This is a genomic window from Stenotrophomonas sp. HMSC10F07 (assembly GCF_001807895.1).
In the GTDB taxonomy this organism is placed as follows: domain Bacteria; phylum Pseudomonadota; class Gammaproteobacteria; order Xanthomonadales; family Xanthomonadaceae; genus Stenotrophomonas; species Stenotrophomonas sepilia.
This window is the reverse complement of record NZ_KV791446.1, coordinates 126,554-140,375: the sequence shown is the minus strand read 5'-3', so window position 1 is coordinate 140,375 and position 13,822 is coordinate 126,554. Positions and strand designations below refer to the sequence as shown.

Here is a 13,822-nt window from a genome sequence, read left to right as displayed (position 1 = left end):
CAATTGAGGCACAAGAATGCGGTTGGGACGGCTACCGGATAGTTGCTGGGGCTGAGCGGGAACCATGACGAGCATTAGGCCTAAGTCATAACTTAGGAGCCTCGAAATGGCACTCTCTGATCTGACCGTCCGGCAGGCAAGGACCACCGGCAAGCGCTACACCCTCGCCGACAACGACTGCCTGGGCCTGATGGTCTCTGCCGCAGGCGGCAAGTCGTGGATCTTCCGCTACTACTGGCTGGGCAAGCAGAAGCGGATGTCCCTGGGCGGCTATCCCGCCCTCAGTCTGCGCGAGGCCCGCGCCGAGCGGGACAAGGCCCAAGCCCTGCTCGCCAGGGGGATCGATCCCCAAATCGAACGCGACCAGCGCCGGCACGCAGCCAAGCTGGCCGGCGAATACACCTTCAAGAACGTCTTTGATGCCTGGGTCGAGCATCGCCGCAAGGAACTCAAGGAAGGCCGCCAGAGCACGCTTTCGCAGATCCTGCGCATCTTCAACAAGGACGTACTGCCCACCCTGGGAAAGATGTCGATCTACGACATTCGCCGGCCCCAGCTTGTGGGCGTCGTGGCGGCGATCGAGAAGCGCAAGGCGTTCACCACCGCCGAGAAGGTGCGCACCTGGCTCAACCAGATGTTCCGCTATGCCCTGGTCATCGCCGAGGGGCTGGAAGTCAACCCGGCCGCGGATCTGGACGTGGTGGCCGAGCCCAAGCCCCCGGTGGCCCACAATCCCTACCTGCACCTGCCCGAGCTACCCGAGTTCCTTCAGAAGCTCCGGCTCTACAACCCCCGCGGTTGGCAGACCCAGCTTGGCGTCCGGCTGCTGTTCTTGACGGGGGTGCGCACGGGCGAGTTGCGGCTGGCCGAACCCGAGCAGTTCGACCTCGATCGCGGCTTGTGGATCATCCCGCCGCAGGTCGTCAAGCAGCTCCAGGACGAAATGCGCAAGGCCGGCAAGCGGCCGCAGGACGTGCCGCCCTACATCGTGCCCCTGTCCCTGCAAGCCATCGAGATCGTCCGCTATCTCTTGGGCGTGATGCGGCCGGCGCAGAAGTACCTGCTGTCGCATCGCAGCGAACTCAAGAAGCGCATCAGCGAGAACACCCTCAACAAGGCGGTGCAGCTCATGGGCTACGAGGGGCGCCTGACGGGCCACGGCATCCGCGGCACCATCTCGACGGCGCTCAACGAGATCGGCTACCCAAAGATTTGGGTGGATGCGCAGCTTTCGCACTCCGACCCGAACAAGGTCAGCTCGGCCTACAACCACGCGAAGTACGTGGAGCCGCGCCGCCGGATGATGCAGGACTGGGCCGATCGCCTCGACTTGCTCGAACAGGGCGAAGTGGAAGCGGCGGGCGCGCACCTGACCATCCGCATCGACGGGGTGCCTGCGATGGCGGAAGCGGAGGAAGCGGTGGGCGCGGTCCCCGCGGTTGCCGAGCCCGCTGTCCCTGGCTTGCCGCCCGTGGTGGCCACGCCCATCGTCGTGACCCCGAACAGCGGTGGAGTCACGTTCCAACGGCTGTCGCAGGTGCCGCCGCCTCCGGTGCATGCCCCAGAGCCGGAAGTGTCCGCCATCCAGCGCGAGCGTGAGGAAATACTGGCCATCTACGAGTCGCCGAACAATCTGCCGGTCCCGCTGTTCGGCAAACTGGCCGGGAAGTCCAAGGACCAGATCAGCCGCGAGCTGAAAGCGGGCAAGCTGTTGTCCATCAGCCTGGGCAACCGGGGGCAGCGGGTTCCCGACTGGCAACTGGTGCCGCTCAAGCACAAGCTGGCCCAAGTGCTCATGAACCAGTGCCCGCACGCGGATTCGTGGGACCTGTACCGCATGCTGACCCAGCCGCACCCCGACCTGGGTGATCGAGCGGCCATTGATGCGGTCACGCCGACCAACGTGCCAGCAATCATCCGAGTCATCAATGGCGTCTGCATGTCTAAGACGGAGCCGTTCGTCGGGGTTGCTGCGCAACCTGCGCCGGAAGAGGACTATTGCGACGGCTTGCCTGCGAGTGTCATAACTTGTCGTCACGCGACTCGTGGCTCTACAGATGAGTCCTAGAATTCTCGTTCTGATTCATGCAGAACAGCATTCCATGGGGCGGAGCATCTAGGCAACGTCTTGTGAACGCAGTCGGACGACTAACCTTTCCAACGTAGGGTGAGGACGCCCGCTGCGCCGCTGAAGCAAGTAGGTAGTGATCATCGCCGAATCCAGAGCCAAAGGCCGCACAACAATGTCCGGTCGTTGACTGACCGCCATTCTTGCGGCCGTGGTGAAACCGATCCCGTACCCCGCGCTCACCAACGTAAGCATCATGTCCAATGATGACGCGTGTTCGACGCCCCTTGAATTCCATTCCAGCGAATGCAGCAAGCGATCCAACTCTCGATAATATCCCTCGAACATATGCGGGTCGTACAGCACGAGCGGATAGCACGTGAGCTCGATAAGGGGGACCCGCTTGTTGGCAAGTAGAGGATGCCGCTGGGGCATTGCCACGATCAAAGGGGCCTGCCACAAGGGTTGCGCGAGGATTTCGTCGCCAACTTCCGCAGTATGAGCAAGCCCGGCCAAGAAATACCCTGATCGTAGTCCTTTCAATTGTTCGGCCAATGACACCTCTGATAATCGCACCTCAATATCTGGCTCCTCCTCTCGGCAATGCGCTAGGAAGGAAGACAGCCGCCGATCGAATGCACCGTCAGAAATGGCCAGGCGCACGCTACCTCGCAGACCCTCAGCTACTGCCCTGACGTTCTCTCGGGTCTGTTCTAGCAGCGCAAATAGCCTGCGAACGTCTTGCAAGAGCGCCAAGCCGGCGGGTGTCAATTGGGTTCCTCGCCGATCTCGATTAAATAGCACTACGCCCAATTCGCCCTCCAGTTCCTTGATGGCCCGGGATAAGGGAGGCTGCTCAATGTGAAGGCGCTCTGCTGCCCGTGTGAAGTGCAACTCTTCAGCCAAGCGAGCAAAGTACCTCAGGTGCCGCAACTCCATGGCAACCACTTCTCTGAAAACGGCCCGAAGACCGTACGATAGGCGAGGACATTCGATAGAGAGCGGACTGAACTCGACGATATATAGGCCTGACGCGTATCGTCGGCCCTTTGCATGGCCAAGCCGCGTTGCGGTAGATCGAGACTGCTAGCAGCTAGCAACGCTGACCTACTTCTTGTAAGCCGATGGGACGAGGAGCCTGGAACTAGGTGTGGCTCACCCATCGACAGTAACGCTAGCGAAAAATGCCTCGGGGAAAGCGACGGATTAAGTCAGCTCCTCCGATATGCCATGGGATAGTGCGATGGCGCTACTGCTGTGCCGGCCGGATCGCCATGGAATGCCAATGACGTAAGGCAACGCACTGCTCCCGCCACTGTGGATGGCTGTGCATTGCTAAATGGAGCTACAAGAAGGTCGCTGGGACGCATTGAATAGTGTATAGCTTGCATATCCGAAGCGGGACATCAGACAAATCTGAAATTGCTTTCATCGAAATGGTCTGGGGAGCCTTTCACACTTGCTTGGCGGCTTTTCCCGAGCTGGAGACTGTCAGCGAGGAGGATTTTGACTTTGTGGCGCGCCAGCGGAAGCTGCCGGCATTCTTGGTCGAACTGGGCGTCCGCGCTGGTGAATGCGGGCACGATCGTGCTCCCACGTTCGACACCGTGGGCATTCGTTGATAGGCGACATTGCGCAGGACCTGAGCTCGCCGGCTTGCACAGACGAAAATATCAAGGTAATACCAATGATAACCGCAACTGCAGCTATCAATAGCAACGGCGCTCGGTCCCGCAACAATGGGCGTTGCTCAACATGCGGCTCTCTTCCCTGGTGGTCGAGATGTGCGTCACTTCGAAGCTTTGATGGAATCCGCCGGAGGATAAGGCCTATCGCCACGAAGCCGCCGCCGAGCAGAACGCTGCCGAAAACCGCTATCGAACGGCTCATCGCCATTGCGGATGTCCTCATTACGGATGCAAACAGTCATTGATCAGAGTAGCTGCTCTTGGGCTAAGTCCAGCATCGCACCATAGATGGAGAGGACTCGTCACCGAGAAATTTGCCCACGCGCGCCAGGGTGGGCAGTGAGTCGCTGCGCGACTTCGACGCTGAGTAGCAGATTGCGACAGAACACGCACGTGGAATGATTCATGTACGGGATCGTCGACATTGATCCGGCGCGACCGAACGGACGAACCCTGATCGAGGAGCGATTGATGCCGGCAGATCGTGCGGCTACACATGCACTGCGTCATAGCCTTGGTCGTACTCGGCGAGGATCTTAGCGTGTTGCAATGTTTTGACGGTCCGATTCCGCGTCCGCCGCTTGACGTTCAAGGGAGTCTGCCAAAACCGCAGTGGAGCTTTTCGTGCGACCACTGTGTGATACGCAGTCACCGAAGTGCGCTCTGCGGCATCGAGCGCAGAGCAGCAGCGTTCTGGACACGGGCAAACAAAAGTCGGAGGTCGTACGTACAGGACTTTCAGCTGAAAACGGCTTGAACGGAAGAGCTGCATTCTCTGGATGCCGCTCGAACTATCCAATGAGCCAAAGCAAGTTAGCGATACTGAAAAGTGTCAGCATACAATCAATGAGAGTCGGCTTACCCCTCAACAGGCTCAGCACGCAATAGACTACGCCGTAACAGGCCAGCACGGCAGCAAAGGCCTTTACGGAGGCACCTTGTACGCCAAGCATTTGAATGCTGACGGACAGCGCAACCGAGACCGTGCCAATGCTTCGCAGCAACCACCGCAATTGAGTCCGATCTTTTTGCGTCGCGCGATTTGGCGAGTGGAGATTGAGATGCTTCATCGGCTGCAAGTAAGTTTCTATGGTGCTGCTTCGATAGTGTGCAGGCCGACATGTGTGGTGTACATCAGGCAAATCTGAATTCTAGGGCTAGCAGGCGCGCGCCCTCGTGGGAGCTTGGTGTGAAGTCTCTTGCCGAACAGGCCGGCTGCCGTCGCAAGCATTGCCTCGGTTGACGCCTGAGCCTGGCATGGTGCTTGATTGTCATCGCTGACTGCACACACGAGTAGTCATGGCATCTAAAGGGAACTGCATCCCGCCCCTCTCAGTGACATCGTCTTTCGGGGTCTGGAAGTGGCCTTTGCGATATCTACACGCTGGCAGTGTTCTGTGGAAGATGTTGCTGAGAATGAACGTTCCAGCTAAGTCTTCACAGTTCTTTCTCTGTCGACCGTCTCAGTTGAGCCGCCCGCTGTCGCATTTCCGGAAGGCGCGGATTGGTTGGGTCGACACGCGAAAGGCTCTCAATTCTTTCATCGTACTTGGCTGCCAACGTCCGCAGTGCGACCTGGAGGTTGCGAAGCCTTTGAACGGGCGACAGGGTGATCATCGAGGCTCCGAGTGGATATTAAAGCTAGCCTTGAACAGTATCCGGACTCATCTGCCTCGCGAGTATCAGGCGAATCCTAAAAATCGCCGGATTGTGAGGTGCGACCCGCTTAACGCGAGCCGCAAGCGCAGCTATCTGCGCAAGAGACCGCTCCGCTACCGGGGACCAAAAAATCAGACGCGTCTTATTGCATGCCAATTGTTTGAAAAACATCATAGAAAACCAGACTTTCTGCAGAGAGGCGAATCGGATGCCGGTCTCAGCACGCGCATGCATCTAGCGAGCTCATGTCGAGTGCGATCGAATCTGATAGTCATGGAGCGACATACCCTCTTGGGGGAGCTGCGGATAATTTCTGAGAGGGTGTGCATTGAGGCCGTATGGCAAGGTTTGGCGGCGGTTCTTTCACTGGCTGATCTGACTCACTCCCGTTGAGGGGCCACCCCCAAAGTTGGTCCGCAAGAAGTCGTCACAGAGCACCTAGGGAGATCACTCGTGAAACATAGGCGAAAGGATCCAGCTTGCGTTCTAACAGCGGCCAGGGTGGCCTCAATCCAAGCATGCCTCCAGAGTTTGATGTTAATGCACCCCCGACGCTTGCCGCCTGCCGATGGCGTCAGCTGGGCGCAGTGTTGCTTATTACAGGCTGAAGCGATCTTTGCGGCGTGCCGCGGTCTGGCGAAATCACACAAAAACAACTGGCGATGCCACGGCGATGACCAAGCCCTCTCTGCCTATCAGGTAGGTGTGGCCTTGGGGTTCTATCGGCTGTTAGCGCCTGGGAAGGGTTCACCTCCCCAAGTAAGGGTGGGCTCCGATTGGAGTCAACAGCAACTGCAGACTCTACATGCGCTGGGTGTTCAGCATGGCCGCTGGATTCTCTTTTTCACTCAAGGTCCGATCGAGGGGGAGGAGGATGACTATGAGCGAACACTATTCGGCAAGTTGAGGGGCTGACTTCCTATATCTAGCACGAGTTTGACGCTTTCACGATCGGCCTTTCGACCCCGATGCTTACTTGAGTGTATCTGGCGCGATTGGCAGGCACGGAACCTCGGACTAACGAAGACTTGCTCAAGACAATAGTGAAGCGTTGTTTCCGCGGCGCGAGGGTCGCTCATTCGTGATGTGGGAATTGCTTCGAGGCCCTAGGGCGCCACCACTTGAACTTCTTCCTGACATCCGCCTTCTGTCTGGCGGCTTTCTTTCATCATCAAGAACAGGCGCCTTCTTACCGTGCTGCGGTGGCGCCGCGTTGGTTTAAGTAGTGTAGGAACGACATCAGCGTAAGCCACGGAAGGCATTTTTAACGCAGGAGGCGATATGAAAGAACAGCGTACAGCCAGTGATGATAACGGGGAGCCGGATGTCCGAAAAACTTACCTCGAACTACTGCGCGAATACCACGTACTAGAGCAGCGTGTTGCCGAGGCGCGCCAGCGTGCCCTCGGGGATGCATTGGCGCTCATCGTACGGACGATGACCGAGTACGACATTGATCTGTCGCAGATCCGGCACGCGATGCCCAAGGGGAAACTGCGCAAACGTAGTCGCAAGGCAGCGGTCAAGTATATGGACCCGGTCTCGGGGCGAACCTGGACAGGGCGTGGAAGACCCCCGGCGTGGATGAAGAACAAGGATCCGGATGAGTTCCTGCTGACCTAAGGCTACAGAATCTAAGCTCCATCGTATGGGGATGCATGGAACACAAGCGCGATGAGCTGGCCGTGTCGAATGCGGGATCGGCATGGTCAATGTCGGTGCTCGCTCGCTGCAAGTCCGGCATGCGATAGGCCGTCAATGTTGGTTGGGTACACGGGATTTATCGTTGGCTTTGGGGAACGACTTTGCGCACGCGGTCCCGAGAACAAATGCCCAACTGTGTCAGGTCACGGCTCGCCAGCATCCCGTTCCCCGTTCTGCCATGGCGGCGCGCCGCTGGACATGCGTTGGCTGGCTGTCCTCGAGTAGGTGACGACAAACGGCAAACCGGTGATCAGGAACGCTCACTCACTCGCGCTGTTGGATTGGGGCAGCCTTGTGCGCCTCGCATGAGGCCCCTTCATGCACCTGCGCGTGCAGACGACCGTCCACGTGTGTACAGCCGCGTCCGGTAGTCGAGACAGGGAGCAGCGCTGTTAGGCGATGTCCCTCCTTGGGCATAACGATGGCCTGGCAGCACATGCGCTCCCCATTTGCACGCGTTTTCAGGCGCGCCTGATAGCCAGGGTCGTGTCCTGCCCATATCCTTTTCATCCTGAAGTTTCACTCGCCCACTTCCGCCGTAGGGGGGGCGGCCGTCCTCCTTGATACCCCGTAGTGGGTATCACGCGCCTGCGACTCGCAGTGCGCGAAACGACGAGCTCTCGTTTCTTTCGTTCAACAGGCGCGTGATCGTCCCTCCTCTGGATCAGGGCGATCACCTGCCTACCGAAACCTTCGGATTTCTAGCACGCTGCCTTTAAGGCGGAAAAAACTCTGAGAAGCAGATTAATGAATCGAATTTACAATCTTGTTTGGAATACCGCATTACACGGATGGGTCGTTGTTCCCGAAATCGCCAAGCGAAGCGTGAGGACGTCGGGCAAGCGCTGCTTGGTCGTCGGTGCGGTTGCTGCGGCATTGGGTGTTACTTCGTCTGCCTTTGCTCTAGACCTGCATGACGAGCAGCTCTCGACGGCAACCGACTTCACTCCGGCATTTTCGGCGCCACTGGGTGTGAGCTCGACGCTCACCGGCGTCACAGCGACTACGACTGGATATGGTTCGGAGGCAGTGCTGGTAACCGGCGCTGGAGGATTTACCGATCTAAGCATCAATGGTGGTGCTTACAGTACGGGAGGCGTAAACGCGGGTGCGGTGGTCGCCAATGGCGTCGGCGCGCGTATCTTCCTGGACGCCGACTCACGTGGTTCGACTCCGCAATCGGTCGCCATTTTCACTCAAGGGGCGTCGTCGTACGGTCTGTTAGCCGACAACGGGGGGGTGATTCAGGGCAGTAACGTTGGAATTCTGACTCTCGGAGACCGGACCGGCACGCTGTCATCTATGGGGGCCGTGGCCGAAAATGGCGGCAACCTTTTTTTGTCGAATAGCAGGATTTTGACTCGCGGGACGTATGGCGTTGGTCTATATGGGGATACCTACGGGGTGGTAGGGATGGAAAGCGGACGCATTGAAACCAACGGTGCTAACGCAACTGGTGCTGGCGTGTTCAACCACTCCGACCTCTTCCTGAGCGACACTCAGATTTTCACCCATGGCTCAAGTGCACGAGGTGTGGCCGTTAACGGCGCTTCCACCCTGACTGCCCAGAACACTACGATCAGCACACAGGGAGCGAGTTCTCATGGTGTCCAACTGGTCGACAGCGGATCCAGCGGCAGCATCGATGGATCCACGATTACTACGGGCGGCAAAGGTGCTACGGGCATACTCGTCAGCGGCGGATCCATCCAGATCGACAATTCGTCTATTGAGACCGCTGGCATCAATAGCAATGGCGTCACTTCAGCCGGGACAGCAGGTCCCAGCGTCGTCTCGATTAGCGATTCTTCCGTTCAGACCCATGCAGACGGCTCCTACGGGCCTCGATGCAAGAAATGGCGGCAGCATTAATGCGAACAACGTCACCATAAAGACGGCGGGTGGCGTCTATACAAACGGTTCGCTGATGCAAGATTCGGCCGCGGTAGTCGCCGAGTTTGGCGGTACCGTTATGCTGAATGGTACGAACACCATTGAGACGAGCGGTGAACACGCGGTGGGTCTGTATGCACAGACTGACGACAGTGCCGTGCCCGCAGCAATCACCGCGCGCGGCACGACGGCAATTCAGACGCAAGGAGCCAACGCTTCGGGCGTGGAATCATATGGCAATGGCGCGCTCGTCGATGCCTCCGGATTGTATGTGAGCACCAGTGGCGATGGTGCGGCTGGCGCGCAAACGTACGCCGGCGAACTTCGGATTGCCAACAGCCAATTGGCCACGACTGGCGCATTCGCTGCTGGACTCAACGTCAATCAAGGCGGCAGTGCATCGCTTGCAAATGCCACGGTCTCGACTCAAGGCGGTGAGTCATCTGGCGTGCGAGTCACGCAGGGCACCGCGTCCCTAGACACAGTACAAGTGGAGACGTCGGGCAATGGCGCGTACGGCCTGGACGCGAATGGAGTGCAGGCGTCGCTGAACGCAAACAATGTCATCGTCAAAACCAGTGGAGCGCTGGCCGCAGACGGCACTGCCGCGGTGGGCGTGGTCGCGGAGTTTGGTGGTGCGCTGACATTGACAGGTAACAGCGACGTGGTGACGAGTGGAAACTCCGCGATCGGCTTACTCTCGCAGGCTGGCGGGGCCACCATGTCTCCGACCACGTTGATCGCAGATGGTACCAACGGACTGATTCGTGTGAGCACCTCCGGTGCTGGGGCCTACGGTGTGCAAGCATGCAGCTTGCAGGCGGGTTCCGGAGATACCTGCGTGACCGAGAATGTTACCGCGACAGCAGGTGTGTCCCCGGCGGTCGGCGTCAATCTTAGCCAGGTAACGGTTAATACGTCGGGAGAGAAAGCTTATGGCCTGTACGCCGTCAATAGCGGGGCTAGCATCCAGGCCGATACCATTCAGGTCGCTACGTCGGGCCAAGGCGCCGCAGCGCTTCGGGTCCACAACGGTGCCCAGGTCGTGCTCTCGCAAAGCTCGCTGCAGAGTGACGGCGACGATGCCGCCGGCATTCTGCTGGGTGGCGGAGACATGCAGTTTTCCAACAAGGTTACCCTCGCAGGCACCTCTGTGTATAGCGGGCAAGCCGAGGCCATCCGGTCTGTCGGTGGCGTGTCGCAGATTGCGCTGACAGATGGTTCCGTCATCGCCGGTGGCACGGCCACGGCGATCAATGTGACCAGTGGGCCGGGTGGCGTGCCGGGGCAGCTTGATGTCTCGGCTCGCGGCAACGTTATCGTTGGAGGCGACGTGATCGCCACCACAGGCAGCCTCATCAATCTCGATCTGGCTGATGGATCGCTACTGCAAGGGGCGATGCGCAACGGTAACACGATGAGTGTCGACTCGACGAGCCGGTGGCTGATCACCGGCAATTCGGATATGACCAACTTGCACCTGGCGGGAACGGCGGCATTTGCATCGCCCGGAGACGCCGGTCCCAAGACGTTGACGGTTCGCGGCGACTACGTGGGCCAGAACGGTACGATTGTGCTGAATACGTATATGGGGGATGACACATCACCGACGGACAAGTTGGTGATCGATGGCGGTCATGCATCCGGCACGACCGGCTTGGTGGTTCTTCAGACTGGCGGTGGTGGGGCACAGACCCAACAAGGCATACGGGTGGTGGAGGCGGTCAACGGCGGCACAACGGATGCGGGCGCATTCACGCTCGATCCGAGGTCGGATGGTTACCGTCAGGGCAAGGGCACGTTGGCCGCCGGCGCGTACGATTATGCACTTCAGCGCGGCACCGCATCGGTGCCGACCACGCGTACAGGCGCACCATCGGACGACTGGTATCTCGTGTCTGCCAGCAACGTGCCGCCGCCGGAGGATCCGTCCTCGCCTGGTGAAGGCGAGTCGGGAGCAACGCCGGCCCCGGATCCTATCGCGCCGACATCGCCCGTTCGCCCGGAGGTGGGTGCCTATTTCGGCAACCGTTACGCCGCCCAGACACTCATGCAACATACCCTGCGAGATCGACAGGGGCAGGCCACCGACCCTTATGCTGCCAGTGCTCAAGCCGGAGGCGAGGGTACCGGATGGGCACGTATCGTCGGTACCGAAAGCCGCCGTTCTAGCGACGGAGGCTTGCGTTTGGACGACGCACGACGCTTGATCCACGTGGGTAGCGACTTGGCGCGCTGGGACGTTGGGGCGCAAGGGAGTGTGCGTGCCGGCGTGATGGGCGCCTATGGCAGTGCGACCAACTGGTCCAAGACCACGCTTGGCTCGGCCCGGGGCACGGTGGAAGGCTACAGCGCTGGTGCGTATGCGACGTGGTTCGGACATAAGGATCAGCTCAGCGGTCCGTACGTGGATGCGTGGTTAGCCTATGGTGGTTTCCGAAACACCGTGGGTGGGGGCGGCTTGGCGACCGAGTCATATCGCTCGGGGGTATGGAATACCTCTCTGGAAACGGGATACTCGCTCCCGGTCTTTGACAATGGTCATACCCGCCTGTTTGTAGAGCCGCAGGCGCAGTTGCTCTACACCAGGTACAACGCTGGCGATCACACGGAAGCGGGCAATACGATCGTGAGCAACCAAGGGGTATCGAGTGTCACAACCCGCTTGGGCGTGCGTGTGCATGGACATGCCTCGGACAGCAATGCGGCTCCGGTGCTTCAGCCCTTTGCCGAAGTGAACTGGTGGCACGGCAAGGGAGCGCAGAGCATGCGCTTCAATGCCGACGTGGTAACCGACGCTCTGCCCCGCGACCGGTTCGAGGGCAAGCTGGGTGTCCAGGGACAGATCACCAAGCGCTTGTCCGCGTACGGCAGCTTGGGCTTCGAATCGGGCTCGCAAGGTTACTCAGCCGGCAAGGCGCAATTGGCAGTGAAATACGCTTGGTAAGTATTTGCCTGTCACGCTAGGTACCCAGGGCGGCCCCTTCATGGGCCGCCCTTTTCTTTGTGCGCGCACTCATGGGATACCCGTTCCAGTTGGCAACGTCCTTTCCTCTGTTCGGAGGCCGCGTGTCGTCTTCACGTTCGACGTTGCGTTATGTGGTACCTGGCGATGGGAGATGGGGCGCAACACCGCCGGATAGCTGTTATCTCGACGCAGGCACATGGTCCAGACTGCCGTGCACGATGTGCACTTTCAGACGCGCCTGATAGTCGGGCGAAAAATGGGAGCTTAATCTCTTACGTGCTTTCAGGTGGACTCTGGTCGCCGAACGCACGCTCTGCAGCCTCCGAGGCTTTCGATCAACAGGCGAATAACAACCCTCCAGGTGATCGCTGGAATTCAATCATGAAAAGGTAATGATCATGAAGCAGATGCTTCTTCCTGCTGTCCTTGCCGCAGTTTGTGCAGTGAGTACACTGGGCGTATCGTCGGCGCAAGCTGCTGACGGCACCATCACGTTCAACGGCAAGATCAGCGCAGCCAGCTGCGTCATCGATGGTACCAGCGGCGCCTCCGGTACGAACGGGGCGATCACGGTCGCCATGGGAACCGTGTCGACGCAAGCGCTGCAGGCTGCCAATTCGACTGCGGGGCAGACCCCGTTCGCGCTGAAATTGAGCGGAGCGAATTGCACCAACGGCCAGACGGCCGCGATGTGGGTCGAAACCGCGTCCACGGCCGCTTTGGATACCACCACCAACAATCTGAAGAACCAGGCCGTGGGCGGCTCGAACGTGCAGGTGCAGCTGCTGAACGGTAATACCAACCAGCAGATCAAGCTGGGTCAGCCCGCCGTGGTAACTACGGGTGCGACGGTGCTGAGCAATAACCAGCCTGCCGCCACAATCGCGGGAAATACCGCAACGCTGAAGTATATCGCCCAGTACGTGAACACCGGTGCGGCCGGGTCCGTCACGGCAGGCAACGTGCAGACCGCGTTGACCTATTCGATGCAGTACAACTGATCGTCCCTGTGACCTTCGCATGGGCAAGCCGCAAGGTCGGCTTGCCCATGTGTTTCATTTTCCTCTTTGCAGTTGTTTGCAAGCCGAGAATATGTGATGAAGACTTTTTGCCACATGCTGTGCGCGCTGGTCGTGGCCATGATCACGGCGGATGTCGCGCACGCGGGCATTCAACTCAACGCCACACGCGTGGTGTATTCCGCAGGTGAACGCGAGGCATCGTTGAGCATGGTCAACAATGGGAGCGACGCGCGCTTGGTGCAGGCGTGGATCGATTCTGGCGACATCAGCGAGCGCCCCGAAAACAGTAAGGCCCCTTTCCTCGTTACGCCGCCCATGTCGCGAGTCGATCCTGGCAAGGGTCAAACGCTACGCATCATGCTGTCGGACGCAACACTTCCACAGGATCGCGAGAGCGTGTATTGGCTGAATGTATTGGAGATCCCGCCCAAGCCCAGGCAGGCCGATGGCGGCGCGCCACAAAACTATGTGCAGATGGCGGTCCGCACACGCATCAAGCTGTTTTACCGACCCAAGGGGTTGGTAGGTACGCCTGAGACGGCGGTGAAGAATTTAGTATGGCATCTGCGTAGCCGCGGTGGAGCGTCCATTCTAGAGTGCACCAATGGCACGCCGTTCAATGTGTCTTTTAGCGACGTGTCGTTCAAGAATGCACCGCCCAACATGAGCGTTTCCAAAGGCGGGATGTGCCCCGCAAAGGGCGTGGCGGAATTTCCAGTGCCAGGTTCCCCGAACGCGGCCGCAGGTCAACTGGTGCTCACCGTGGTCAATGACTACGGTGCATTCGTTCCGTACGAAGCGACTTTCTCCCCCTAACGCT

The 13,822-nt window shown here is 59.2% G+C and carries 8 protein-coding genes; 7 read left to right on the top strand and 1 reads right to left on the bottom strand.

Features of this window, described 5'->3' with window-relative positions:
* The first annotated feature begins 106 nt into the window (after positions 1-106).
* Positions 107-2,068, top strand: coding sequence for a tyrosine-type recombinase/integrase (locus HMPREF3114_RS18470; protein ID WP_256337657.1), 1,962 nt, complete (start codon positions 107-109; stop codon positions 2,066-2,068).
* A gap of 48 nt (positions 2,069-2,116) precedes the next feature.
* Here the strand turns inward: HMPREF3114_RS18470 and HMPREF3114_RS18465 are convergent, their stop codons facing one another.
* Positions 2,117-3,007, bottom strand: a complete 891-nt coding sequence (locus HMPREF3114_RS18465; RefSeq protein WP_070490357.1) for a LysR family transcriptional regulator — start codon at positions 3,005-3,007, stop codon at positions 2,117-2,119.
* Positions 3,008-3,444: 437 nt separating this feature from the next.
* Between HMPREF3114_RS18465 and HMPREF3114_RS18460 the strand changes: the two genes are divergently transcribed.
* The 6 genes from HMPREF3114_RS18460 (at position 3,445) to HMPREF3114_RS18440 (ending at position 13,818) form a co-directional block, all read left to right on the top strand.
* Positions 3,445-3,690 (top strand): hypothetical protein, encoded by a 246-nt coding sequence (locus HMPREF3114_RS18460; RefSeq protein ID WP_141750850.1) that lies wholly within the window; start codon positions 3,445-3,447, stop codon positions 3,688-3,690.
* A gap of 3,006 nt (positions 3,691-6,696) precedes the next feature.
* Positions 6,697-7,038 carry an H-NS histone family protein gene (locus HMPREF3114_RS18455; RefSeq protein WP_083297619.1) on the top strand — a complete coding sequence of 114 codons (342 nt, stop codon included), beginning with the start codon at positions 6,697-6,699 and terminating at the stop codon, positions 7,036-7,038.
* Positions 7,039-7,866: 828 nt separating this feature from the next.
* On the top strand, positions 7,867-8,991 hold the full coding sequence (locus HMPREF3114_RS20755; protein ID WP_083297618.1) for an ESPR domain-containing protein: 1,125 nt from the start codon (positions 7,867-7,869) through the stop codon (positions 8,989-8,991).
* Positions 8,942-11,959 carry an autotransporter family protein gene (locus HMPREF3114_RS18450; protein ID WP_176746394.1) on the top strand — a complete coding sequence of 1,006 codons (3,018 nt, stop codon included), beginning with the start codon at positions 8,942-8,944 and terminating at the stop codon, positions 11,957-11,959. The genes HMPREF3114_RS20755 and HMPREF3114_RS18450 overlap by 50 nt, the downstream gene beginning before the upstream one ends.
* Positions 11,960-12,378: 419 nt before the next feature.
* The gene (locus tag HMPREF3114_RS18445; RefSeq protein ID WP_083297622.1) at positions 12,379-12,981 is read left to right on the top strand and encodes a fimbrial protein; all 603 of its coding nucleotides are present in this window, start codon (positions 12,379-12,381) and stop codon (positions 12,979-12,981) included.
* A 96-nt stretch (positions 12,982-13,077) separates the two neighbouring features.
* Positions 13,078-13,818 (top strand): fimbrial biogenesis chaperone, encoded by a 741-nt coding sequence (locus HMPREF3114_RS18440; protein WP_070490350.1) that lies wholly within the window; start codon positions 13,078-13,080, stop codon positions 13,816-13,818.
* Positions 13,819-13,822: the final 4 nt, after the last annotated feature.